Origin of the sequence: Sphingopyxis italica (assembly GCF_011926545.1) — a bacterium.
Classification (GTDB): domain Bacteria; phylum Pseudomonadota; class Alphaproteobacteria; order Sphingomonadales; family Sphingomonadaceae; genus Sphingopyxis; species Sphingopyxis italica.
Genome location: NZ_JAATIT010000004.1, coordinates 372799 through 397526 on the forward strand (window position 1 = coordinate 372799; position 24728 = coordinate 397526).

General features: G+C 65.0%; 17 protein-coding genes. 7 read left to right on the forward strand and 10 right to left on the reverse strand.

Going from position 1 to position 24728, the window contains the following annotated elements; all coding sequences use genetic code 11:
* Positions 1-86: 86 nt before the first annotated feature.
* The 6 genes from GGR90_RS19780 to GGR90_RS16225 all read right to left on the reverse strand — a co-directional run bounded on the left by GGR90_RS19780 (position 87) and on the right by GGR90_RS16225 (position 4225).
* Complete coding sequence (locus GGR90_RS19780) at positions 87-818, reverse strand: DUF1428 domain-containing protein (RefSeq protein ID WP_167922420.1); 732 nt, start codon at positions 816-818, stop codon at positions 87-89.
* 32 nt (positions 819-850) lie between these two features.
* The gene (locus tag GGR90_RS16205; RefSeq protein WP_167922421.1) at positions 851-1525 is read right to left on the reverse strand and encodes a glutathione S-transferase family protein; all 675 of its coding nucleotides are present in this window, start codon (positions 1523-1525) and stop codon (positions 851-853) included.
* A 33-nt stretch (positions 1526-1558) separates the two neighbouring features.
* Positions 1559-2503, reverse strand: coding sequence for an alpha/beta fold hydrolase (locus GGR90_RS16210; RefSeq protein WP_167922422.1), 945 nt, complete (start codon positions 2501-2503; stop codon positions 1559-1561).
* 83 nt (positions 2504-2586) lie between these two features.
* Entirely contained in the window at positions 2587-2994 is a 408-nt protein-coding gene (locus GGR90_RS16215) for a DoxX family protein (RefSeq protein ID WP_167922423.1), read from the reverse strand.
* Between the two features lie 26 nt (positions 2995-3020).
* Entirely contained in the window at positions 3021-3455 is a 435-nt protein-coding gene (locus GGR90_RS16220) for a VOC family protein (protein WP_167922424.1), read from the reverse strand.
* Positions 3456-3523: 68 nt separating this feature from the next.
* Complete coding sequence (locus tag GGR90_RS16225) at positions 3524-4225, reverse strand: TetR/AcrR family transcriptional regulator (RefSeq protein ID WP_167922425.1); 702 nt, start codon at positions 4223-4225, stop codon at positions 3524-3526.
* A 162-nt stretch (positions 4226-4387) separates the two neighbouring features.
* Here GGR90_RS16225 and GGR90_RS16230 point away from each other — a divergent pair, with 162 nt between their 5' ends.
* The 3 genes from GGR90_RS16230 to GGR90_RS16240 are packed head-to-tail and all read left to right on the forward strand — an operon-like array spanning position 4388 to position 8008.
* The gene (locus GGR90_RS16230; RefSeq protein WP_167922426.1) at positions 4388-5896 is read left to right on the forward strand and encodes a YifB family Mg chelatase-like AAA ATPase; all 1509 of its coding nucleotides are present in this window, start codon (positions 4388-4390) and stop codon (positions 5894-5896) included.
* Positions 5896-6198: a DUF1905 domain-containing protein gene (locus GGR90_RS16235; RefSeq protein WP_167922427.1), complete on the forward strand. Its 303-nt coding sequence runs from the start codon at positions 5896-5898 to the stop codon at positions 6196-6198. The genes GGR90_RS16230 and GGR90_RS16235 overlap by 1 nt, the downstream gene beginning before the upstream one ends.
* A gap of 46 nt (positions 6199-6244) precedes the next feature.
* Positions 6245-8008, forward strand: coding sequence for a GGDEF domain-containing protein (locus GGR90_RS16240; RefSeq protein ID WP_245198733.1), 1764 nt, complete (start codon positions 6245-6247; stop codon positions 8006-8008).
* A 28-nt stretch (positions 8009-8036) separates the two neighbouring features.
* On the opposite strand, the gene GGR90_RS16245 is transcribed toward GGR90_RS16240, so the two are convergent.
* Together GGR90_RS16245 and GGR90_RS16250 are read right to left on the reverse strand one after the other, a co-directional pair.
* Complete coding sequence (locus GGR90_RS16245; RefSeq protein ID WP_425337882.1) at positions 8037-8492, reverse strand: bactofilin family protein; 456 nt, start codon at positions 8490-8492, stop codon at positions 8037-8039.
* A complete protein-coding gene (locus GGR90_RS16250) occupies positions 8434-9645 on the reverse strand; it encodes a M23 family metallopeptidase (protein ID WP_167922428.1) in 1212 nt (403 codons plus the stop codon). The genes GGR90_RS16245 and GGR90_RS16250 overlap by 59 nt, the downstream gene beginning before the upstream one ends.
* A gap of 241 nt (positions 9646-9886) precedes the next feature.
* On the opposite strand from GGR90_RS16250, the gene GGR90_RS16255 reads away from it, so the two are divergent.
* On the forward strand, positions 9887-11284 hold the full coding sequence (locus tag GGR90_RS16255) for a methyltransferase family protein (RefSeq protein ID WP_381448619.1): 1398 nt from the start codon (positions 9887-9889) through the stop codon (positions 11282-11284).
* A gap of 46 nt (positions 11285-11330) precedes the next feature.
* On the opposite strand, the gene GGR90_RS16260 is transcribed toward GGR90_RS16255, so the two are convergent.
* A complete protein-coding gene (locus GGR90_RS16260; RefSeq protein ID WP_167922430.1) occupies positions 11331-13601 on the reverse strand; it encodes a TonB-dependent receptor in 2271 nt (756 codons plus the stop codon).
* Between the two features lie 366 nt (positions 13602-13967).
* Here GGR90_RS16260 and rpoB point away from each other — a divergent pair, with 366 nt between their 5' ends.
* The 3 genes from rpoB to GGR90_RS16275 all read left to right on the forward strand — a co-directional run bounded on the left by rpoB (position 13968) and on the right by GGR90_RS16275 (position 24393).
* On the forward strand, positions 13968-18146 hold the full coding sequence (rpoB, locus tag GGR90_RS16265; RefSeq protein WP_167922431.1) for a DNA-directed RNA polymerase subunit beta: 4179 nt from the start codon (positions 13968-13970) through the stop codon (positions 18144-18146).
* Positions 18147-18200: 54 nt separating this feature from the next.
* Positions 18201-22487 carry a DNA-directed RNA polymerase subunit beta' gene (gene rpoC / locus GGR90_RS16270; RefSeq protein WP_167922432.1) on the forward strand — a complete coding sequence of 1429 codons (4287 nt, stop codon included), beginning with the start codon at positions 18201-18203 and terminating at the stop codon, positions 22485-22487.
* A 310-nt stretch (positions 22488-22797) separates the two neighbouring features.
* Positions 22798-24393, forward strand: a complete 1596-nt coding sequence (locus tag GGR90_RS16275; protein WP_381448620.1) for a helicase HerA-like domain-containing protein — start codon at positions 22798-22800, stop codon at positions 24391-24393.
* Here GGR90_RS16275 and GGR90_RS16280 read toward each other — a convergent pair.
* Positions 24386-24547 (reverse strand): hypothetical protein, encoded by a 162-nt coding sequence (locus tag GGR90_RS16280; protein ID WP_167922433.1) that lies wholly within the window; start codon positions 24545-24547, stop codon positions 24386-24388. The two genes, GGR90_RS16275 and GGR90_RS16280, sit on opposite strands and share 8 nt — an antisense overlap.
* Positions 24548-24728: the final 181 nt, after the last annotated feature.

Sequence of the window (24728 nt, forward strand, 5' to 3'; positions counted from 1 at the left end):
TCGGCGCAGTTTACCCTGAGCGCCTGCAAGGCAGTCGAAGGGGGCTGCCACCTCCCCATCGCTGCGCGACAGGGAGGAGCAGAGCATCAGGCCTCGACGATCGGGACGAAACCGCCATAGATCATGCGCGCGCCGTCGAACGGGTTGTTGTCGGGATCGGGCTTCATCCGCTCGTCGGTCATCATCTTTTCCCAGCCCGCGGTGCGCGTTTCCTTGTCGGGCCATTCGACCCAGCTATAGACGACCGTCTCGCCGTCCTTCTTGTGCGCCGCGCGGGCATAGTCGGTGACTTTGCCGTCGGGGACGTCGTCGCCCCACGCCTCGACGACGCGCGTCGCGCCATAGTCGCGGAACACCTGCGACGCCTTTTCGGCCATCGCGCGATAGGCGTCCTTGTTCGCGTCGGGAACGGGAACGATGTAACCGTCGGCATAGCCGGTCTTACCGTCGGCCCCACCTTTCCCGGCGTCGTCGACGATCGAATCGAAACCGCCGATGATCATCCGCTTGCCGTCGAACGGCATCTCGCCGCCCATCTGTGCCATGCGCGGGTCGCTCATCATCTTTTCATTCGCGGCGTCGCGCGTCGCCTTGTCGGGATATTCGAACCAGCTGAACACGACGGTCTCGTCGGGCTTCGCCTGCACCGCGCCCTTGAAATCATTGACCTTGCCGTCGGGGACGTCGTCGCCCCAGCATTCGACCATGCGCGCGACGCCGAATTCCTTGAACAGCGGCGCCGCTTCGGCGGCATGTTTCCGGTACGCTTCCTTGTTGGCGGTCGGCACCGCGACCACAAATCCTTCTACATAGGTCATCTTCTCTCTCCTTTAGGGGGGTGGAGGGGGTTTCAGGCGGCGGGTGGACCCGCTTCGTCGCTGAAGGCGGCAAGCTGCGCGTCCATCGCGCGCTGGAAGGCGGGCCGCGCGAGGCAGCGGTCCAAATAAGCCTGCAACCGCGGCTGCTCGGCGATCAGCCCGGCTTCAACACCTTCGCGCAGCACCGTCGCCATCGCGATGTCGGCGACGCTGAACGCGCCCGTCAGATATGGCTTGTCGCCCATCGCATCGTTCAGGCGGCCGAGCCGGCCCTGGATGAATTCGATCAGGCTCGGGCGGCGCAGCTTCGCCCATTCCTCGTCGCTGGCGAAGATGTCGACATTGCCCAGCTCGAACAGCATCGGCTCGACGCTGTTGTATGCGGCGAACAGCCAGGCGAGCGTGTTGGCGCGCGCCTGCGCGTCGCGCGGCATCAGCCGTTCGTCCTTCTCGGCAAGGTGGAGCAGGATCGCGCCGCTCTCGAACAGGCGCACGCCATTGTCGTTGAGCACCGGCACCTGTCCCCACGGCTGGAACAGGAAATGGTCGGCGGGACGGTTGACCGCGCTGATCAGATGCTCGGAATAGTCGAGGCCGATTTCCTCGCACGCCCAGCGCGGGCGCAGGTCGCGGACATAGCCGCGCGCGAAGTCGGGGACCCAGTCGAACGCGGTGACTTCGATCTTGCTGTCGGGGTTTACGGGCATGGCGAAACTCCTCTCCTTATCTTCTTGGGGGGATCAAAAGGACGGCGGCGGCGGCGCCTTGTCGTCGAGGAAGGGCGTCACCATCGCGGCGATCGTCGCCGCTTCGCCCATGATGCCGATGTGCGACGTCGCGGGCAGGATCGCGAGCCGAGCGCGCGGCGGCGCGGTCAGGAAACCCTGCGTCGCCGCACCGACGTCGCCGCCGCCGCGCAGCTTGAACAGCGCGATGGCATGGTCGAGCGTGACGCCGTCGGCGTCGCCGACGATCACCATCGTCTTGCCGGGAATCCGCCGCACATCCTCGTCGGACCAGCCGAAGGGCCTGGCGTCGAGCGCCTTCACCTTCTCGATCATCGCCCCGAACTTTTTGGGACTCGGCGACAGGCGCTTATATTCGCTCTCGATCGGGCTGCCGGCAAAGGCCTCGGGGGTCAGCTTGCCGATGACGGTCAGCACTTCGGGATACCAGCCGTCGAGCCGCGAGGTGCCCGACAATATCACCTGCTTGCCGGTCTTGTCGGGATGGCGGACCGCCAGCGCGATCGCCAGCGTGCCACCCATCGAATAGCCGAGGACGTCGGCCTTTTTGACGCCGAGTTCGGCGAGCACCGCGGCGGCATCGTCGGCCATGCGTTCGTAACTGAGTTCGCTTTCGACCCCGCTCGAGCGGCCCTGGCCGCGCGCATCGATCGCGATCACCGGGCGCGAGGCGGTGAAGGGCGCGATCAGCGGCATCATCGCATCGCCCGACATGAAGGATCCGTGGAGGACGAGCAGCGGGCGCTTGCCGCTGCCGAGGTCGCCGTGCAGCTGATAGTGGATCGCGGCGCCGGCGACATCGACATGACCGCGCTTCGGTTCGTTCCGGGGCGCGTCGGCGGCCGGCTGGCTCGCGGCGGGCGTCTGCGCCGCCGCCGCCCGCGGTATCGCGGCAAGGGCGGCCGCGACCGCGATCGTCGCGAAGGCGGAAGCAAGCATGGGGAGGGGAGAGCGGCGTATCATCGAACCATCCTCTTCTTTTACAAGACGGTGTTCAGGCATATTTGCCTTTGAATGGGCGATCAGGCCCGTCGCGGCGTCACCAGCAAGCGCAGTGCGGGCGAACGTAGCCACAGGCCCGCCCAAAGCATCACGCCGAGGTAGGCGCCGAACAATATGTGGCTGAACAGCGGGCTGCCGATGCGCAGGTGGGTCGCGATCGCGCCGCCGAGATAGCCGGTGATCAGGATCGCGCCGATGACGGCCGTGCGCGGCCAGATATAAAGCAGCGTCGGGATCAGCAGCAGCAGGCCGAGCGTGTACATCGTGCCGACCTCGAGCGGCCAGCCGAGGCCGGGCGGGCTGTATTTGATCGCCACTTCGGGCGCGACGAGCTTGAGCCCGGCATCGAAGAGCAGGAAGAGGATCACGAGGCCGCTAAGCACGCGGCCGGCGATCAACTGGCCCTTGTTGGGGGTCGTATCGGTCATCCTCTTCCTCCTCCCTTATGCGCCGATTACGCGGCGGCTTCGGCGGGTTCGCCGGTCGGGATCGCAGTGGGGTCCATCCACATCACTTCCCAGATATGACCATCGGGATCTTCGTAGCTGCGGCCGTACATGAAGCCGAAATCCTGCGTCGGGGTCGGGTCGGCCTTGCCGCCCGCCTTGACCGCCTTGTCGACCTGTCCGTCGACCTCGTCGCGGCTGTCGGCCGAGACGCAGAGCAGGACCTGCGCGGTCGTATGCGCGTCGGGGATCGTCTTCGACGTGAAGGTCGCCCATTTTTCGTGCGTCAGCAGCATGACGTGGATCGACCCTTCGGTGACGACCATGCACGCGGCGGTGTCGTCGGTGAAGGCGGGGTTGTTCACCGCACCGACCGCTTCATAAAAGGCCTGTGACCTTGCAAGGTCGGTCACGGGCAGGTTCACGAAAATCATCTGGGGCATCGTCTGTCTCCTTGGGGTGGTGATGGGAAATCAGCGTGGACGGCGCGCGGCCGCAATTACCTGTCGCATCATGCCGCGCCTCCGCGTCCGAACAGCATCCGGACATAACGCTTCAGGTGCGTGACGCTCTCGCGGGCGATCGCGGGGTCGTTCGTCGTCTTGGCGAGGACGAAGCTGCCCTGCAGCACCGACTGGATATGCTGCGCGAGGCCGATCGCGGTGACGCCTTCGGGGGCGCCGTAACGATCGACCGTGGCCTGAATATCGGGGGCGAGCGCTTCGCAATAGGCGTTGATGCTCGCCTCGCACGCGGCGCGGATGCGGTCGCTCGTCGCATAGGCTTCCTGCACCATCGTGCCGACGAAGCAGGTATAATCCTCGGTGGGCCCGTCGAGCATCGCCAGGCGGAAATCGATATGGCCGAGCAACCGGCCCAGCGGATCTTCGAGCTTCACATGCGGCGGCATCTCGAACATCGGCCGCGCGCGGTCGGTCCAGCCCTCGGCCGCGGCGACCGCCAGATCCTCCTTCGACGCGAAGTGATGGAAAAAGGCGCCCTTGGTCACGCCCGCCGCCGCGCAGATCTGGTCGACCGTCGTCGCCGAATAGCCCTGCTTGCGAACGGCGGCATGCGCCGCCGCGATCAACTTGGCCCGCGCGCTGCCGCGCGGCGCGCGCTCGCCGCGGGTGCCGCCGCCCGCCGAGGGGACGCGGGCGGCGGCTGCGGGGCTCGCTGCGGAGGGGGAGGAAGGGCGATTCGTCGTCGTCATGTGAATCAACATACCGACCAGTTGGTATGTTGTCAACGCTCGCCCGACCCCACGCTCCGCGGCACCTTCGTCACCTTCCGGAAAAGACTCGACCTTTCCGCCACATCGCCTAAAGGAGGGCTCGGAACAAAGGGGGCACATCGTGCTGTTCCGGGGGAGCAAATGGTCGCAGTCGTTTCAACCACGGCCTATCTCGGCATCGAAGCGCGCGGGGTCGAGGTGCAATGCCAGGTCACGCCCGGCGTGCCGCGCTTCGTCGTCGTCGGCCTGCCCGACAAGGCGGTCGGCGAAAGCCGCGAGCGCGTCCGCGCCGCGATCGCCGCGATCGGGCTGTCGCTCCCGCCCAAGGTCATCACCGTCAACCTGTCGCCCGCCGACCTGCCCAAGGAAGGCTCGCACTATGATCTCCCGATCGCGCTCGCTCTCCTCGGCGCGATGGGAGTCATCGACCCCGAAACGCTCGCTTCTTATGTCGTCGTCGGCGAACTCGGCCTCGACGGCCGCGTCGCGGCGTCGCCCGGCGTGCTGCTCGCCGCGATCCACGCGGGCAGCGTCGAGCGCGGGCTCATCTGCCCCGCGGTCCAGGGCCCTGAAGCCGCATGGGCGGGCAATGTCGAGGTGATCGGCGCGCCCGACCTCCTGTCGCTGCTCAATCATTTCAAGGGCAATGCGCCGCTCGCCCCGCCTGTGCCGGGCGAAGTCGAGATGCCGATCCGCACCGCCGACCTGTCGCAGGTCAAGGGACAAGAGACGGCAAAGCGCGCGCTCGAAATCGCCGCGGCGGGCGCGCACAATCTGATGATGTCGGGGCCGCCGGGCGCGGGCAAGTCGCTGATGGCGGCGTGCATGCCGGGCATCCTTCCCGACCTCACCCCCGCCGAGGCGCTCGAAGTATCGATGATCGCATCGGTCGCGGGCCGGCTCGAGGGTGGCCGCCTCGTCCGCGCCCGCCCGTTCCGCAGCCCGCATCATTCGGCCTCGATGCCCGCGCTCGTCGGCGGCGGGCTGCGCGTGCGGCCGGGCGAGGTCAGCCTGGCGCATCTCGGCGTGCTCTTTCTCGACGAATTACCCGAATTCCAGCGCGGCGTGCTCGATTCGCTGCGCCAGCCGCTCGAAACGGGCGAGGTCAGCGTCGCGCGTGCGAACGCCCATGTCACCTTTCCGGCGCGCGTCCAGCTCGTCGCGGCGATGAACCCGTGCCGCTGCGGCCATCTCGGCGATCCCGCGCTCGCGTGCAGCCGCGCGCCGCGCTGCGCCGCCGACTATCAGGCAAAGCTGTCGGGGCCTTTGCTCGACCGCATCGACCTGCACGTCGAGGTGCAGGCGGTGAGCGCCGCCGACCTCGTCCTGCCGCCCCCCGCCGAGGGCAGCGCCGAGATCGCGGCGCGCGTCGCGGCGGCGCGCGATGTGCAGACCGCGCGCTACGCCGGGCACAAAGCCCGTACCAATGCCGAGATCGACGGTGAACTGCTCGAAGCGGTCGCGACCCCCGACGAACCGGGGCGTAAACTGCTCGCCCAGGCGGCTGAGGCGATGCGGCTGTCGGCGCGCGGCTATACGCGAATCCTGCGCGTCGCGCGGACGATCGCCGACCTTGCGGGCGCTGAAACGGTCGGGCGCATCCATATCGCCGAGGCATTGAGCTATCGCCGCCAGGCGCCGAGGAACTGATGGAGACTTTCCGCTTCGGGGCTGAAATCATCGAATGGCGCGGGCCGGCGCCCTTCCTTTTTGCGGTCGTTCCCGACGAGCATATCGGCGCGATCCGCTATGCCGCGATGACGGCAAGCTATGGTTGGGGCGTTGTGCCGGCGGTGGCGACGATCGGCGGGACGGAATTCGCGACGTCGCTTTTCCCGCGCGACGGGAGCTATTTGTTGCCGGTCAAGCTAGCGGTGCAGAAAGCGGAGAGCATTGGCCTCGGCGACCGGGTCGCGGTCGCCATGCGGGTCGGCCGACCCGCCGCGCGCTGAAGAGAATTTGCCCTATGGCAAAGAATTCACAACACATTGATGCCATATGGCGGCGATGACTGCGATGGGCGATCTGGTGGAAACATGGGCGGGGCGGCTTTGGCTCGGCCTGTTCGCCATGCTGGTCGTCCTGATCGCGGCCCCGGCGCAGGCGCGTGCACTCGATGTCGAGCGCGACCTTTGCCATGCGGTGAGCGGCACCGCGCTGGGCGACGATGCCCTGTCCGGACTTCGCTTTTCGTGCAGCGGAGCGCCGGCGCGCTATCAGCAGGGAAGTCTCTGGCTTCGTGCCCCGCTCGACGGTGCCGCGCCGCGCCGCGATCTGGCGCTGATGGTCCATAATTCGCGCTTCGACCGGCTCGCGGTCGGTTTTTCATATGCCGACGGCGCAACGCGCTGGCAGCGGGTGCGCAGCGGCGATTTCGCCTCGCACTGGCGCGCCGGCGGCCAGATATTGTTCGAAGCGCCCGGGCGCAGCGTGCCGCTCACCGCCGTGACGATGCGCTTCGACGGGCTGTCGGGATACCAGTTCGTCCAGGCGCGGATCGTCTCGAAGGATGAGGCGGGAATGCAGTCGGCGGGCATGGCGGCGGCGGTCGGCGCCGCGCTGACCCTGCTGCTCGTCAGCTGCATCTACAGCCTCTCGCTCGCCGTCGCGGTGCGCCGCCAATATCTCGCCTGGCAGGCGGCCTGGGCGGCGACGATGCTGTTCTGGGGCACGCTCTGGTCGCAGGCGCATCTGATATTCGTTCCGGCGACGGCGGGAGCGGTCACGGCGCAGGCCGGAACCTTCCTCGCCTGCCTCGCAATCGCCGTTGCGACGGCCAGCGCGGTAACCGCCGTCGAACGCGGCCTCGTGCCCAAGGGACTCCGGACCACCACGCTGCTCGTCGGAGCCGGCGTCGGTCTTGCGGGCGTTCCGCTCGCGCTCATCCGCGGCGGCGGCCTTGCCGCGCTTGCCGATCTGCTCGGACTGCTCGTTATCGCCGATCTGGTTATGGTCGCCCTCTATCTCGGCTGGGCGTGGCGGCGCGGTTCGATCGAGGCGCGCGATTTTCTCGGCGCGTGGGGGCTGCCCATGGCGGTGCTGGCCTTCATTCACGTCGTCGACATCGAGGCCGGCTTCTGGGGCGGCGGATCCAAACTCGTCGTGCTGGTTGCGGCGACCTGGCAGGCCCTGTGGCTCGCCGCGGCGGCGACCCGCCGGCTCGCCCATCTGCGGATCGAGCGCGACCATGCGCGCGATGCCGAGGCACAGGCGCAGCGACTGGCGCGGCGCGACCCGCTGACCGGCCTGCCGAACCGTCGCGGCTTCGTCGACAGCGTGACGCCGCTCCTCGACCGCGCGCGCGCCGATAATCTGCCGGCGGCGTTGCTGCTCGTCGACATCGACCGCTTCAAGTCGATCAACGATATTTATGGGCATGAGGCGGGCGACGCGGTGCTGTGCGGTATCGGTCGCCGGATCGAACGATGGGAAGGTCCGATGTGCACCGTCGCGCGGCTGGGGGGCGAGGAGTTCGGTCTGCTGACGATCGGGATGGAGGGCATCATCCTCGGCCGCTTCGCCGAAAGCATCCGGCGCGGGATTGCCGCCTGCGATCATAGCGAGGTCGTGGGCGAACGCTTGGTGACCGCGAGTGTCGGGGTGGCCGAGGTGCGGCCGGCGTGCGACTTCAAGCAGCTCTACCGGCTCGCCGATGAAGCACTTTACGACGCCAAGCGCGGCGGCCGGAACCGGGTCGCCGTCCAGCGACACCACGACGGCGCTGATCGTGCGCCCGGCCGCGAGATCGCCGTATCGAAATGACCGCGGCCGCGCCGATGCGCGGCGCCGATCAGAGTGCGGCCGACTTGTTCTCGACGACTTCGAGCGGCGGCGGGGCCTTGGCCGCCACTGCACCATGGCGGCGATGCGACAGCTTGCCGTCGACCTTGCCGCCATTCTCGATCGTGATCGTTTCATAGACGACGTCGCCGGTGATCCGTGCGGTCGCATGGACGATCAGCGTCTTCGCCTCGATCGACCCGTCGAGCAGACCCGCGATCTTCGCGGTCTCGGCGGTCACCGCGCCCTTGATCTCGCTTGCCTCGCCCTGAACGAGGTTCGCGCATTTAAGGTCGCCCTCGATCTTGCCATCGACATGCAGGTCGACGCTCGCGGCGACATTGCCGGTGACGACGACGTCCGATCCCAGGATCGAAAAGGTCGTATGACGCGCGCCGGTCGCCATCTTAGCGGGCACCGCGGGCACCGCGGGCGGCAGCGACGGAACCGACTCGCTGGCGGGCATCGGCTTTGACTTCGAGAACATCGGCTTTTGCCTCCAGGAATCTGCGTGGATTGACCGCTTGGCCGTTCAGGCGGACTTCGAAATGCAGGTGGCTGCCGGTCGAACGGCCGGTCGAGCCCATTTTGGCGATCTGCTGCCCGGCGGTGACCTGCGTGCCGACCTTGGTCGTGAAGCCCGACAAGTGAGCGTAGCGTGTCAATATGCCTTGGCCATGATCGACCTCGACGACATTGCCATAGCCCGACTTGCGGCCGACGAAGCTGACCCGGCCGGGTGCGGCGGACAGGATCGGCGTGCCGACCGGGCCGCGGAAGTCGAGGCCCGCGTGCATCGCGCCCGCGCCGGTGAAGGGATCACTGCGATAGCCGAAACCCGACGACATCATCAGCACATTGGCGGGGTTGCCCGACGGCACCGCGACGAGCGTGCGTTCGAGCACTTCCATGCGGAACAGCGCGCTGTCGAGCGCCGCGAAGCTGGCGCCGAGCGTCTTGGCTTTGCCCATGCGGTCGCGATAGGGGATGAAGGGACCACCGCGGCCGGCCGCGGCGTTGCGGACGAGCCGGTCGGGGTTGAGGCCGAGCGCCGCGACCGCGGTTTCGGCATTCGCCGCGCGGTCCTCGACCGCCGCGAGCAGGCGGGCCGCGAAAGCTTCCTGCCGCGTGGCGAGCCGCGCGAGAATCTGCGCTTCGGGGGGCAGGTTCGGATCGATCGCGCTGGTCTTGACCGGTTCGGCGGGAACGACGGCCTGCTGCGTCGCGGGTTCGGCGGGCATCGCCGCTGGATCGATCCCGAAATGGGTTTCGGCAACGCTTTCGAGTAGCGCCTGGCGCTCCTCCAGATCGGCGGCGGTCTCGGCGACACGGTCGCGATATTTGGCGATGCGCGCTTCCGACGCGGTGGCGGCGGCTTGCTGCTGCGCGACCGCGGCGCGTTCGTCGGCGGTGAGCAGCTGGTTGATCAGCACGGCGAGCGTCGCGCCCGCCCAAGCGAGCAGCACGACGCCGGCGATCAGCGCGACGCGCTTCTGCCAGACGGCACTGACCCGCAGGAACCGGACATGGCCGTGCGTGCGAACGAAGATTTCATGGTCCTGAAACAGCGCGGAGACGCGCTGGCGCAAATCGCGCAGGCCCGTTGTTTTCGACGACAAGTGGCGACCCCATCTTGTTTGTTTTATGGAGCCCTCCGCCCCGATTGATGCGCGCCTTATCAGCCCGATCGGGCCCAGGCGAATCTTTGCGCGCCGAGTCGCGTTGAATCGAAACCATCGCGCGGTGAACGGTGTCAACTTGCGCAACTACTGCCAAATTGGCTGGATTCGGTGGGCGAATCGGGCTTTTATATTGACGGCTTGCTTACCCTTTTTGGCTAGGTCTAAGCGGATGAATATCATGGCCGAATCCGCTTCTTCCGCTCCGTCCGAATCGGCGCACGACGTATCCGCGTCGAGCGCCACGCGCCCGTGTTCGGCGGTCAGCACCGGAGTCGGCATCGTCGGGCTCGCGGGGTTGGTAAGCTATTTGCTCATTGCGCGCTTCGCGCCCGAAATCGCGAATTTCCTTGGCATCGACTGGGGATCGCGGGGGGCGATGAGCGGGCCGAATTCGGCGATCGCGAGCGTGCTCGCCTGCGGCGTGCCGATGGTGCTGTGGTCGGTCCTTGTCGACAAGGTGCACCGCAATCCATCGACCGGAATCGACTGGGCGCAGCGGCGCCCGTGGCGCGAAACGCTCGACACCAGCCTGACCAAACTCGCCGGCATGTGGGCGACATGGGGGCTGATCGCGCTGATCTATGCGACGATGCGCTATTATTGGGAGGGCAATTACGCCTTTTCGATGAACCTGCTCGAGACGGTCGCGCCGTGGCTGCTGCTCGTCTCGGTCCCCTATATGCTGTGGCTCGATCGCCGCATGATCGAGCCGCGCGACGGCTGCTGGCAGTTCGGGCGCTGGCTGATCGCAGCCGGCCAGCCGGTCGATGGCAAGGCGATCGGGCATCATCTGCGTGCCTGGGCGGTGAAGGGCTTTTTCACCGCCTTCATGCTCTCGATCGTGCCGGGCAATTTTTCGGCGCTGGTCACGGCGCCGCTGAGCGAGGTCACCGCCAACCCCTATCTGACCGGGCTGTGGGCGATCAACTTCCTCTATCTGGTCGACGTCCACATCGCGACGGTCGGCTATATATTGACGCTGAAGCCGCTCGACGCGCATATCCGCACCGCCAATCCCTATGGCATGGCGTGGGTCGCGGCGCTCGTCTGCTACCCGCCGTTCATCCTGATGAGCGGCGGCCCGCTCGATTATCAGGTTTACGGTTCCGACTGGGGCTATTGGCTTTCGGGTCACGAGGGGCTGCTGATCGTCTGGGGCGCCTTGCTGGTGCTGCTCACCGCGGTCTACAGCTGGGCGACGATGGCGTTCGGCATCCGCTTTTCGAATCTGACGCACCGCGGCATCATCACGCACGGTCCGTATAAATATACGCGGCACCCGGCCTATATCTCCAAGAATATGACGTGGTGGATCGGCTCCTTGCCCTTCCTCGTGACCGCGGGCGGCTGGATCGAGGGCGCGCGCAACGTCGCGCTGCTCGGGCTGGTCAGCGGCATCTATTACTGGCGCGCGAAGACCGAGGAGAAGCATCTGCTAGCCGATCCCGCCTATGGCGCCTATTGGAACTGGGCGCAGGAGAATGCGCTGGTTCCGCGTTTCCTTGCGAAGCTTACGGGGCGGAAGCGCCCGCTCGTCCGGCTCGAACCCGACGAACGGGTAGGACCGGTGGCCTGATGACTATCCTCCCCATGCCCTTGGGGCACAGGGAGGATCGTTTCGGTCAGAACTTGAAGCCCGCCTCGACGCCATAGATGCGGGGTTCGTTGACGTAGCTCGTCAGATTGTTGAAATCGATGCCGCCGGTCGGCGATTCATCATTGGTGATGTTGCGCACGAAGGCAGCGACGTCGAAGCGGTCGGTCTTGTAACCGACGCGCAGCCCGCCCTCGATCATCTTGTCGTCCGAAAATTCGACCGAGCGATAGAGGAAGAACTGGACCTTCGAACGATAATACCAGTCGGTGAAGGCATAGATGGCGCCGTCGCCGACGGGGATTTCATAACCCGCGGTCCAATTCAGCGTCCATTTCGGCGATTGCGGCAATTGATTGCCGTCGATCGAGAAGATGCCCGGGCTGCCCGGGCGCTGCGGATCGAGTATGGTGCACGGCGTCGCCGAACCACAGCCCGCGACGAAGGCATTGGCGTCGTCGATCTCGGCGACATTCCACGCGCCGCCGACCGAGAAAGTCAGCCCGCGCGCGGGCGCCGCCTGCAGCTCGGCTTCGATCCCGTGGCCCTTGGCATCGACGTTGAGCAGGCTCGCGACGTTCGCGGTGCCGCCGACCGCGGTCAATTGCAGATCCTTGGTGTCGAAGAAATATCCGGTCAGGTTGAAGCGGACGCGGTCATCGAGGAAGGCGGTCTTGATCCCCGCCTCGTACGACATCGTCTCTTCCTGATCGGCGGTCGAGATCGTCCGTGCGAAGGTCAAGCGCCCCTGCACCGACGGCGCGCGATAGCCGCGCGCAACACGGGCGTAGAGGGTGAGCGCGTCCGACGCCTCATAGGTCGCGCTGGCGTCCCACGTCAGCAGCTTGCCCTTGACGCGCGCGGCCTGCGGCGGGACCGGCGTGTTCGGATTGACGACGAAGTCGGGACGCGTTTCGACCGGACGCGACGCGACGAAATCGCGCGTGTCATGGTTGTAGCGCGCGCCGGCTTGCAGCTTGAAACCATTGTCGAAGGCGTAATTGACCGACCCGAAGATGCCATAAGCTTCACTGTCCTGACGCTGGACCGCGATCGCCGACGGGGTCGCGTCGGTCGGGCCGCCGAACTCGAAGCTCGAAATGTCGAGCTTTTCGTCGAAGTAAAAGGCGCCGAACTGATAGCCGAGCCCGCCGCTGTTGTTCGACGCGATGCGGATCTCCTGCGTGAACTGGTCGAGGCTCGGCACATTGTCCTGGCTCTGCGCCTGGAACGGGATCAGGCCCGGGCCCGATTCGGGCAGGAACGCCGCGCCGAAGCCGCCGTCGATGTCGCCGCGGCTGCGGAAATTGCCGTTCCAGTAGGAGGTGATCGAGTAAGCGGTCACCGGCCCGAAGTCATATTCAAGGTTCAGCGCGGCGTTATAGGTGTTGAGTTTCTGGAAGTTGATCCCGTCCTGCCACACCTTGTCGCGCTCGAACTCGGTGCCCGCGCCGCCGAGGCCGACGAGCTTGTTGCTGCCCGGAACCTGCGTGTTGGCGCGGAAGATGATTGCCGAACCGTCATAGACGCGGACCTGCCCGGTCACGCGGCCGGTGAAGGGGCCGTTCTCATATTGGAGCTGGAGGCGCGCGGCGATGTCGTCATAGCCGCCGAGATCGTCCTTCTTCGTCGTCGCGATATTGTCGACCCAGTCGTCGCGATGCTGGAACAAGGTGGACAGGCGGACCGAGAAGCCGCTGTCGTCGGCGGCGCCGGCCGCGACCTCGACCTGACTGGTGCCGTAACGGCCATAGCTGACGCGCGCATAGCCGCCGGTCTTGCCGGGCTTGACGGTGTCGAACTTGACGATGCCCGCCGGCGTGTTGCGGCCGAACAGCGTGCCCTGCGGCCCGCGCAGCACTTCGACGCGGTCGAGGTCGAAGATCGGGAAGCCCTTGAGGATCGGGTTTTCGAGCACGACATCGTCGTAGACGAGGCTGACCGGCTGCGACGCGTTGAGGTCGAAATCGGTGTTGCCGAGCCCGCGGATATAGAAGCGCGGGAAGGTGCGCCCGAACGAGCTCTCGATGTTGAGGCTGGGGACGCGGCCCGCGAGCACGCGCACGTCGGCGCCGGTCGAGGTGATCGCGCCGAGCGTGTCGCCCGACAGCACCGAAACCGAAACCGGCACGTCCTGCAGGCTTTCCTCGCGGCGCTGCGCGGTGACGACGATGTCGCCGAGGCCGCTGTCGCTCTCGACGACGGGTGCGGCGGGTGCGTCCTGCGCGGCGGCGGGCGCGGCCCAGGCAGCGGTTGCAAGGGCGATGCTTATAGCGATAGTAGAAGGAAAGTGGCGCATGGCGAGCTTCCTGAAACAGAGTTGACGATGGGAGAGTGGAAAAACCAAAGGCTCTTTGGCTTTCCCCGCACGCGCAATCAATCGCCGAAACGCGCGGTGCTGACGTTCGTGTCAGCAGTGTTGCGAAATTGCTGCACTTTGGCGACCGCGCTGCCGCCGTTGACTCCTCGCGGGCGCAATCCTATATTGCGACCATACCCCACGGTCCGAGATAGAGCCTGACTTTGCGCGGCAGGTTGTACGGATAGGGCGGCGGGGATTTCGACAAGCGTTTGAAAGCTGCGGTAAACCGGCAACGGTTGCCTGCGGCTTTTTTCGCGTCGATGCGCTCGCGACCTGATTTTTTGTAAGGCGAGACAAGCACTTATGGCGACCAAGGCGAAGTCGGTGGGCAAGGCCCTCGAAGCAACCGCAAGCAAGCGAATCCGCAAGCTGTTCGGCAACATCCACGAAGCGGTTGAGATGCCCAACCTCATCGAGGTGCAGCGCGAATCCTATGAGCAGTTCCTGCGCTCGGATCCCTCGATCGGTTATGTTTCGGGTCTCGAAAAGACGCTGCGCAGCGTTTTCCCGATCCGCGATTTCGCCGGCACCGCCGAACTCGACTTCGTCCATTACGAACTCGAAGCGCCGAAGTACGACGTCGAGGAATGCCGTCAGCGCGGCATCACCTATGCGGCACCGATGAAGGTCACGCTGCGCCTGATCGTCTTTGAAGTCGACAGCGAAACCGACACCCGCTCGGTCCTCGATATCAAGGAGCAGGACGTCTACATGGGCGACATGCCGCTGATGACCGAGAACGGCACCTTCTTCGTCAATGGCACCGAGCGCGTTATCGTGTCGCAGATGCACCGTTCGCCGGGTGTGCTCTTCGACCATGACCGTGGCAAGACCCACTCGTCGGGCAAATTCCTGTTCGCCGCGCGCGTGATCCCGTATCGCGGGTCGTGGCTCGACTTCGAATTCGACGCCAAGGACATCGTCAACGTCCGTATCGACCGCAAGCGCAAGCTGCCGGTCACCAGTCTGCTCTATGCGCTGGGCATGACGGGCGAGGAAATCCTCAACACCTTCTATGACCGCCTCGTCTTCGAGCGTGCCGAAAACGGCTGGCGCGTGCCGTTCCAGGTCGAAAACTGGCGCGGTTCGAAGCCCGCGTTCGACGTGGTGGATGCCAAGACCGGCGAAGTCGTCTTCGCGGCCGGCCACAAGATCAGCCCGCGCCTCGCCAACAAGGCGGCGAAGGACGGTCTCGACACGCTGTTGATCCCGACCGAGGAAATCTTCGGCCGTTACAGCGCCTATGACCTCATCAACGAAGCGACCGGCGAGATTTATATCGAAGCCGGCGACGAAGTGTCGGCCGACAATCTCGAAAAGATCGACGGCGCCGGCCTCGACAAGCTCGTCCTGCTCGACATCGACCACAACAACACCGGTCCCTGGATCCGCAACACTCTGAAGGCCGACAAGGCCGAGGACCGCGACCAGGCATTGAGCGACATCTACCGCGTCATGCGCCCCGGCGAGCCGCCGACGCGCGAAACCGCCGAAGCCCTGTTCGGCGGCCTGTTCTTTGACGCCGAGCGTTACGACCTGTCGGCGGTGGGCCGCGTCAAGCTCAACATGCGCCTTGGCCTCGACGCCGAGGACACGGTGACGACGCTGCGCAGCGAGGACATCCTCGCCGTGGTCAAGGAACTGGTGAACCTGAAGGACGGCAAGGGCGAGATCGACGACATCGACAACCTCGGCAACCGCCGCGTGCGTTCGGTCGGCGAGCTGCTCGAAAACCAGTATCGCGTCGGCCTGCTCCGCATGGAGCGCGCGGTGAAGGAGCGCATGAGCTCGGTCGACGTGTCGACCGTGATGCCGAACGACCTGATCAACGCGAAGCCGGCGGTCGCCGCGGTGCGCGAATTCTTCGGTTCGTCGCAGCTTTCGCAGTTCATGGATCAGACCAACCCGCTGTCGGAAGTCACCCACAAGCGCCGCGTCTCGGCGCTCGGGCCGGGCGGTCTGACCCGCGAGCGCGCGGGCTTCGAAGTTCGCGACGTTCACCCGACCCACTATGGCCGTATCTGCCCGATCGAAACGCCCGAAGGCCCGAACATCGGTCTGATCAACTCGCTCGCCACCTTTGCGCGCGTGAACAAATACGGCTTCATCGAGACGCCATATCGCAAGATCATCGACGGCAAGGTGACGACCGACGTCGTCTATCTGTCGGCGATGGAAGAGCAGAAGCACACCGTCGCGCAGGCGAACGCCGACCTCAACCCCGACGGCAGCTTCATCGACGAGCTGATCTCGGCGCGCGAAGCCGGCGAATTCCTGATGGCGCCCAAGGACCAGATCACGCTGATGGACGTGTCGCCGAAGCAGCTTGTTTCGGTCGCGGCATCGCTGATCCCGTTCCTGGAAAACGATGACGCCAACCGCGCGCTGATGGGTTCGAACATGCAGCGTCAGGCTGTGCCGCTGCTGCGGGCCGAAGCCCCGGTCGTCGGCACCGGCATGGAAGAAACCGTTGCGCGTGACTCCGGCGCGGCCATCGCGGCGCGCCGCGGCGGCGTGATCGATCAGGTCGATGCGACGCGTATCGTCATCCGTGCGACCGATATGGTCGAACCCGGCAAGTCGGGCGTCGACATCTATCGCCTGCAGAAGTTCCAGCGTTCGAACCAGAACACCTGCATCAACCAGCGTCCGCTGGTGAAGGTGGGCGAAGTGGTCCGCACCGGCGACATCATCGCCGACGGTCCGTCGACCGAGCTTGGCGAACTGGCGCTCGGCAAGAATGTGCTTGTCGCGTTCATGCCGTGGAACGGCTACAACTATGAGGATAGTATCCTCATCAGCGAACGCATCGTGAAGGACGACGTCTTCACCTCGATCCACATCGAGGAATTCGAAGTCACCGCGCGCGACACGCGCCTCGGCCCCGAAGACATCACGCGCGACATTCCGAACGTCGGCGAGGAAGCGCTTCGCAACCTCGACGAAGCGGGCATCGTCTATATCGGCGCCGAAGTCGGCCCGGGCGACATTCTGGCCGGCAAGATCACCCCCAAGGGTGAATCGCCGATGACGCCGGAAGAAAAACTGCTGCGCGCGATCTTCGGTGAAAAGGCCAGCGACGTGCGCGACACTTCGCTCCGCCTGCCGCCGGGTGTGTCGGGCACCGTCGTGGAGGTCCGCGTCTTCAACCGTCACGGCATCGACAAGGACGAACGCGCGATCGCGATCGAACGCGAAGAGATCGAGCGCCTGAAGCAGGACTCGGACGATGAGCGCGCGATCCTCAACCGCGCGACCTTCTCCAGCCTCAAGGACCTCTTGATCGGTCAGACGACCAGCGCGGTGCCGAAGGGCCTGAAGAAGGGCGACGTCGTCAGCGAAGAGATGCTGGTCGAACTCGACCGCGCCGACTGGTGGAAGCTCGCCGTCGTCGAAGACAATGCCCAGACGGCATTGGAAGCGATCAAGGCGCAGTATGACGACGCGATCAAGCGGATCAACGCGAAGTATGAAGATCGCGTCGAAAAGCTCCAGCGCGGCGACGAACTCGCCCCCGGCGTGCTCAAGATGGTCAAGGTCTTCGTCGCGGTGAAGCGCAAGCTGCAACCGGGCGACAAGATGGCCGGCCGTCACGGCAACAAGGGCGTCATCAGCCGCATCCTGCCGAACGAGGACATGCCGTTCCTCGAAGACGGGACGCATGTCGACATCGTGCTGAACCCGCTGGGCGTGCCGTCGCGCATGAACGTCGGGCAGATCCTCGAAACCCATCTGGGTTGGGCTTCGCGCGGTCTCGGCCGGCAGGTCACGCAGGCGCTGGACGAATGGCGCGATGCCAATCCCGACGCGGTCGGCGGGCAAATGCCCGAAGCCGTGCGCGACGCGCTCGAGCATGTCTATGGCAGCGAATATCTTGACGACATCAAGTCGCGCGATGCCAACAACATCGTCGAACTGGCCGACAACCTCCGCGTTGGCGTGCCGTTCGCGACCCCGGTGTTCGATGGCGCCAAGGAAGCCGACGTGTCGAACATGCTGACCCTCGCGGGCCTGCATGACTCGGGTCAGTCGGACCTCTACGACGGGCGTACCGGCGACAAGTTCGATCGCAAGGTGACCGTGGGCTACATCTATATGCTGAAGCTCCATCACCTCGTCGACGACAAGATCCACGCGCGCTCGATCGGCCCCTACAGCCTCGTCACCCAGCAGCCGCTGGGCGGTAAGGCGCAGTTCGGCGGCCAGCGCTTCGGTGAAATGGAGGTCTGGGCGCTCCAGGCCTATGGCGCGGCGTACACGCTCCAGGAAATGCTGACGGTGAAGTCCGATGACGTGATCGGCCGCACCAAGGTTTACGAGGCGATCGTCAAGGGCGACGACACCTTCGAGGCCGGCATTCCCGAAAGCTTCAACGTGCTCGTCAAGGAAATGCGCTCGCTGGGCCTCAACGTCGAACTGTCTTCCTATGCGGAAGAGGATCCCGACGAAGGTCCGGACGCTCTTCCCGAAGCCGCCGAATAAGACATTTTCCTCACCCCTCTCGTCCATGGCGAGGGGGGAAGACGGAGCTAGAATATGAACCAGCTTACCAACTTCATGAACCCGGTCGCGAAGCCCGAAACCTTCGACATGATCAAGATCGGCATCGCGAGCCCCGAGCGTATCCGCTCGTGGTCGTTCGGCGAGATCAAGAAGCCGGAAACCATCAACTACCGTACGTTCAAGCCCGAGCGTGACGGCCTGTTCTGCGCGCGCATCTTTGGCCCGATCAAGGATTATGAATGCCTGTGCGGCAAGTATAAGCGCATGAAATACAAGGGCATCGTCTGCGAGAAATGCGGTGTCGAAGTCACGGTCACGAAAGTCCGCCGCGAGCGCATGGGCCATATCGAGCTCGCCGCGCCCGTCGCGCACATCTGGTTCCTGAAGTCGCTGCCGTCGCGCATCGGCCTGCTGCTCGACATGCAGCTGAAGCAGCTCGAGCGCGTCCTCTATTTCGAAGCCTATATCGTTCTTGAGCCCGGCCTGACCCCGCTCGAAAAGTTCCAGCTTCTGACCGAAGACGAATTGCTCGACGCGCAGGACGAACATGGCGAAGACGCGTTCAGTGCCGGCATCGGCGCCGAGGCGATCCGCGTGCTCCTCGAGAATCTCGACCTGGAGCAGGAACGCGTCGACCTGATGGAAGATCTCGCGACCACCAAGTCGGAGCTGAAGCCCAAGAAGATCATCAAGCGCCTGAAGGTCGTCGAGAGCTTCATCGAATCGGGCAACCGCCCCGAATGGATGATCCTCGAAGTCGTGCCGGTCATCCCGCCCGAACTGCGCCCGCTGGTGCCGCTCGACGGCGGCCGCTTCGCGACGTCGGATTTGAACGACCTCTATCGCCGCGTGATCAACCGCAACAACCGCCTGAAGCGCCTGATGGAGCTGCGCGCGCCGGACATCATCGTCCGCAACGAAAAGCGCATGCTGCAGGAAGCCGTCGACGCGCTGTTCGATAACGGTCGCCGCGGCCGCACGATTACCGGCGCCAACAAGAGGCCCCTCAAGTCGCTGTCCGACATGCTCAAGGGCAAGCAGGGCCGCTTCCGTCAGAACCTGCTCGGCAAGCGCGTCGACTATTCGGGCCGTTCGGTCATCGTGACCGGTCCCGAACTCAAGCTGCACCAGTGCGGCCTGCCGAAGAAGATGGCGCTCGAACTGTTCAAGCCCTTCATCTATGCGCGCCTCGACGCCAAGGGTCTGTCGATGACCCTGAAACAGGCGAAGAAGTGGGTCGAAAAGGAACGCAAGGAAGTCTGGGACATCCTCGACGAAGTCATTCGCGAGCACCCGGTCATGCTGAACCGCGCCCCGACGCTTCACCGCCTGGGCATCCAGGCGTTCGAGCCGGTGTTGATCGAAGGCAAGGCGATCCAGCTTCACCCGCTGGTCTGCTCGGCGTTCAACGCCGATTTCGACGGTGACCAGATGGCCGTGCACGTCCCGCTGAGCCTTGAGGCGCAGCTGGAGTGCCGCGTCCTGATGATGTCGACCAACAACATCCTGAGCCCCGCGAACGGCAAGCCGATCATCGTGCCGTCGCAGGACATGGTGCTGGGTCTCTATTATCTGTCGATGGAGCGTCCGGGCGAACCGGGCGAGGGCATGTTGCTGGCCGACATGGCCGAAGTGCACCAGGCGTTGTTCATCGGTGCGGTCACTCTGCACACCAAGGTGACGAGCCGCATCCCGCAGACCGACGAGAAGGGCAATGAATATTTTCAGCGCTTCGAAACGACCCCGGGCCGCATGCTGATCGCCGAGTGCCTGCCGAAATCGCACACCGTGCCCTTCGACGTCGTCAACCGTTTGTTGACGAAGAAGGAAATCGGCGACGTGATCGATCAGGTCTATCGCCACACCGGCCAGAAAGAGACCGTGCTGTTCGCCGACGCCATCATGGCGCTGGGCTTCCGCCACGCGTTCATGGCGGGCATTTCCTTCGGCAAGGATGACATGATCATCCCCGATTCGAAGGAAGGCATGGTCAACGAAACCCGCGCGCTGGTGAAGGATTTCGAGCAGCAGTATCAGGACGGCCTGATCACGCAGCAGGAAAAGTACAACAAGGCGATCGACGCCTGGTCGCAGTGCGGCGACAAGGTCGCGAACGCGATGATGGACGAAATCCGCGCCGAGCCGAAGGATGCGAAGACGGGCCGTCTGGCCCCGATCAACTCCATCTATATGATGGCGCATTCGGGTGCTCGTGGTTCGCAGGCGCAGATGAAGCAGCTTGCCGGTATGCGCGGCCTGATGGCCAAACCGTCGGGCGAGATCATCGAAACGCCGATCATCTCGAACTTCAAGGAAGGCCTCACCGTTCTCGAGTATTTCAACTCGACCCACGGTGCGCGTAAGGGTCTCGCCGATACGGCGCTCAAGACGGCGAACTCGGGTTATCTGACCCGTCGTCTGGTCGACGTGTCGCAGGATTGCGTCGTGATCGAGGAAGATTGCGGCACGACACGCGGCATGGAAATGCGTGCGATCATCCAGGGCGGTTCGACGATCGCCTCGCTGGGCGAGCGCATCCTTGGCCGTACGACGCTCGAAGATGTCGTCGACAAGGACGGCAATGTCATCGCGCCGGTGGGCACGCTGCTCGACGAACCGACGACGCAGCGCATCGAGGACGCCGAAGTCCAGTCGGTCAAGATCCGTTCGCCGCTGGTATGCGAAGCGACGCTGGGCGTGTGCGGCAAATGCTATGGCCGCGACCTTGCCCGCGGTACGCCGGTCAACATCGGTGAAGCCGTCGGCGTTATCGCCGCGCAGTCGATCGGTGAGCCGGGCACGCAGCTGACCATGCGTACCTTCCACATCGGCGGTGCGGCGCAGGTCAACGAGCAGTCGAACGCCGAAGCGATTTCGGACGGTACGATCGAATATCGCGACATGGCGACGATCGTTGACCAGCGCGGCCGCCGTCTGGCGCTGTCGCGTTCGGGCGAAATCGCGATCATCGACAGCGAAGGCCGCGAACGCGCGTCGCACAAGCTGCCTTATGGCGCGCAAATCCTGCACAAGGATGGCGAGAAGGTGAAGAAGGGCGACCGGATTGCCGAATGGGATCCGTTCACCATGCCGCTGATCACCGAAAAGCAGGGCGTCGTGAAGTATCAGGATCTGGCCGATGGCAAGACGCTGGTCGAGCAGGTCGACGAAGCGACGGGCATCGCCCAGCGCGTCGTGATCGAATATCGCTCGGCGGGCCGCGCCAAGAAGGAAGACCTTCAGCCGCGCCTGACCCTGCTCGACGACCAGTCGGGCGAAGCCGCGCGCTATCTGCTCGCGGTCGGCACGATGCTGTCGGTCGAGGACGGTCAGGAAGTGCAGGCGGGCGACGTGCTGGCGCGCGTCAGCCGCGAAGCGTCGAAGACGCGCGACATCACCGGCGGTCTGCCGCGTGTTGCCGAGCTGTTCGAAGCGCGCATTCCGAAGGACAACAGCGTTATCGCGAAAATCAGCGGCCGCATTGAATTCGTCAAGGATTACAAGGCGAAGCGCAAGATCGCGATCGTTCCCGAAGAAGGCGATTCGATCGAGTATCTGATTCCCAAGTCGAAGGTGCTGGAAGTGCAGGAAGGCGACCAGGTCAAGCGCGGCGACGCGCTGATTTCGGGCTCGCCGAACCCGCACGACATCCTCGACGTCATGGGCGTCGAGGCACTGGCCGAATATCTCGTCGCGGAAATCCAGGAAGTCTACCGACTGCAGGGCGTGAAGATCAACGACAAGCACATCGAGGTGATCGTTCGCCAGATGCTGCAGAAGGTCGAGATCACCGCGGGCGGCGACACCACGTTGCTGCCGGGCGAGCAGCTCGATTATCTGGAGATGATGGAATATAACGCCAAGCTGCCGAAGAACGGTGTTCCCGCGGAAGGCCGCCCGGTCCTCCTCGGCATCACCAAGGCGTCGCTGCAAACGCGCAGCTTCGTTTCGGCGGCGTCCTTCCAGGAGACGACCCGCGTCCTCACCGAAGCGTCGGTGCAGGGCAAGATCGACTCGCTGCAGGGCCTCAAGGAAAATGTCATCGTCGGCCGCCTCATCCCGGCGGGCACCGGCGCTGCCATGAACCGCGTCCGCGTCACCGCCTCGTCGAAGGATGCCGCTCTCCGCGCCGCGATGCGCGCCGCGAACCAGGAGCATCTGATCGCCCCGGCGACTGCCGCCGAAGAGCATGAAGCCGAACTGGCGCAGGGCCCCGAAGCGGCGCTCGGCGACGATCCGCTCGGCAAGGTGCAGGGCGAGGACTTCACGTCGGACGACGTGATGGTCGAGGACCGTCCCGAAGGCGAAGGCGGGGAATAAGCCCCTCGGCCCCTCGGGCCTGACAGAAAGGAGCCCCGCCGGAGCGATCCGGCGGGGCTTTTTCTTTTGGGGTTTTGGGGGCGGTTTCCAGACGTCCCCGTTTCCGTTCGTGTCGAGCGAAGTCGAGACACCCATCGACACAGCGCCCGGCGCGAGGGCATCTCGACTTCGCTCGATGCGAACGGGCTTGGAAAAGCTAGCGGCGGCCACCGGCCGAATGCCGCCGTCGCACCTGCGGCCCGTTTGCCGATTGCCTGTCCCCGCCCCCCGCTCTAGACCTCGGTAAAGGCTTCGAACGGGAGGACAGCGGGTGAGCGACGGCAGCACGGCGAGCGAAATCTATATCGGCCTTGGCGGCGGCGGGGCGACCGACGGGCCGCGCCAGTCGCTGGTGCTCAAACGCGCGAACCGCCACGGGCTGATCGCGGGCGCGACCGGCACCGGCAAGACCGTGACCTTGCAGGGGCTGGCCGAGGGCTTTTCGGCGGTCGGCGTCCCGGTGTTCGTCGCCGATGTGAAGGGCGACCTTGCCGGGATGGCGATGGCGGGCAGCCCGACGGCGAAGGTCCACGAGCCCTTTTCGAAGCGCGCCGCCGAAATCGGCGATACGACATGGGCCTATCGCGACAATCCGGTGATCTTCTGGGACCTGTTCGGCGAGCAGGGGCACCCGATCCGCACCACCATTTCCGAAATGGGCCCGCTCCTGCTCGCGCGGCTGATGGGGCTCAACGAAGTGCAGGAAGGCGTGCTCGCGATCGCGTTCCGGGTTGCCGATGAACAGAATCTGCTGTTGCTCGATCTGGGCGATTTGCAGGCGATGCTCGTCTGGTGTGCCGAGAACGCCGACGAACTCACGACCAGATATGGCAATGTGTCGAAAGCGACGGTCGGAACGATCCAGCGGCAATTGCTGACGCTCGAAAGCCAGGGCGGCGACCATTTCTTCGGCGAGCCCGCGCTCGACATTCAGGACATGATCCGCACCGACGAGAACGGCCGCGGCTATGTCAACATCCTCGCCGCCGACAAGCTGATGGCGAGCCCGAAGCTCTATGCGACATTCCTGCTCTGGCTCTTGTCGGAGATGTTCGAGACGCTTCCGGAAATCGGCGACCCCGACAAGCCCAAGCTCGTCTTCTTCTTCGACGAGGCGCATTTGCTGTTCGACGATGCGCCGCCCGCGCTCACTGAAAAGATCGAGCAGGTCGTGCGCCTGATTCGGTCGAAGGGCGTCGGCGTCTATTTCGTGACGCAAAACCCGATCGATATTCCCGAGGATGTCGCGGGCCAGCTCGGCAATCGCGTCCAGCACGCGCTGCGGGCATTCACCCCGCGCGACCAGAAGGCGGTGAAAGCGGCCGCCGACACCTTCCGCCCCAATCCGAAGGTTGACGTCGCGCGCGAGATCACCGAGCTGAAGGTCGGCGAGGCGCTCGTCTCGCTGCTGATGGCCGACGGCGCGCCGTCGCCGGTCGAGCGCACGCTGATCAAGCCGCCCTGCTCGCGCGCAGGTCCGCTCGAGCCCAAGGAGCGCGCGATCATCCGGTCGATCTCTCCGGTCGAGGGCAAATATGACACGCCGGTCGACCGCGAGAGCGCCGAGGAACTGCTCGCCGCCAAGGCCGAGCAGGCACAAGCCGCCGCAGTCGAAGCGAAAGCGCAGGAAGAGGCCGACAAACAAGCCGCGATCGCCGCGAAGGAAGAGGCGAAGCGCAAGGCGACCGAGGAGCGCGAGCGACTACGGCTCGAAAAGGCGGCGGCGCGCGACGCAGCGAAACCCTCGATGGCGGAGAAGATGATGCAGTCGGCGGCACGCTCGGCGGCGACGAGCCTGGGCCGGCAGGTCGCGGGCAAGTTCGGCGGCCAGCTGATGCGCGGCATTTTGGGCAGCCTGTTCAAATGAACCGCGGCATCCTTACTTGCGTCATCCCCGCCGCCCAGCCGAGGTGGCAGGCTGGAAAATTGGTGAGGTGCAGTTCGTAAATGAGCTGATCCGCGGCGCCGATGCGGGCGATATTCGGCGTTTCGGGAGTCGCGACATCGAGCGATTGGTTCATCCGCGCCGCTACCGGGACGGCGCCGGGAGCGTCAACAACGCCAAAACAAGAAGTTTCGCCAGCATCTTCGACTCGCTCACGCCGATCGCCGAACCCGTTCGATTATAAGTCCGGGCTCGGGACGCCATCGGGAAGACGGACCCGTCTGACCGCAAGCCTTGACCGCGCACAAGAATATCTG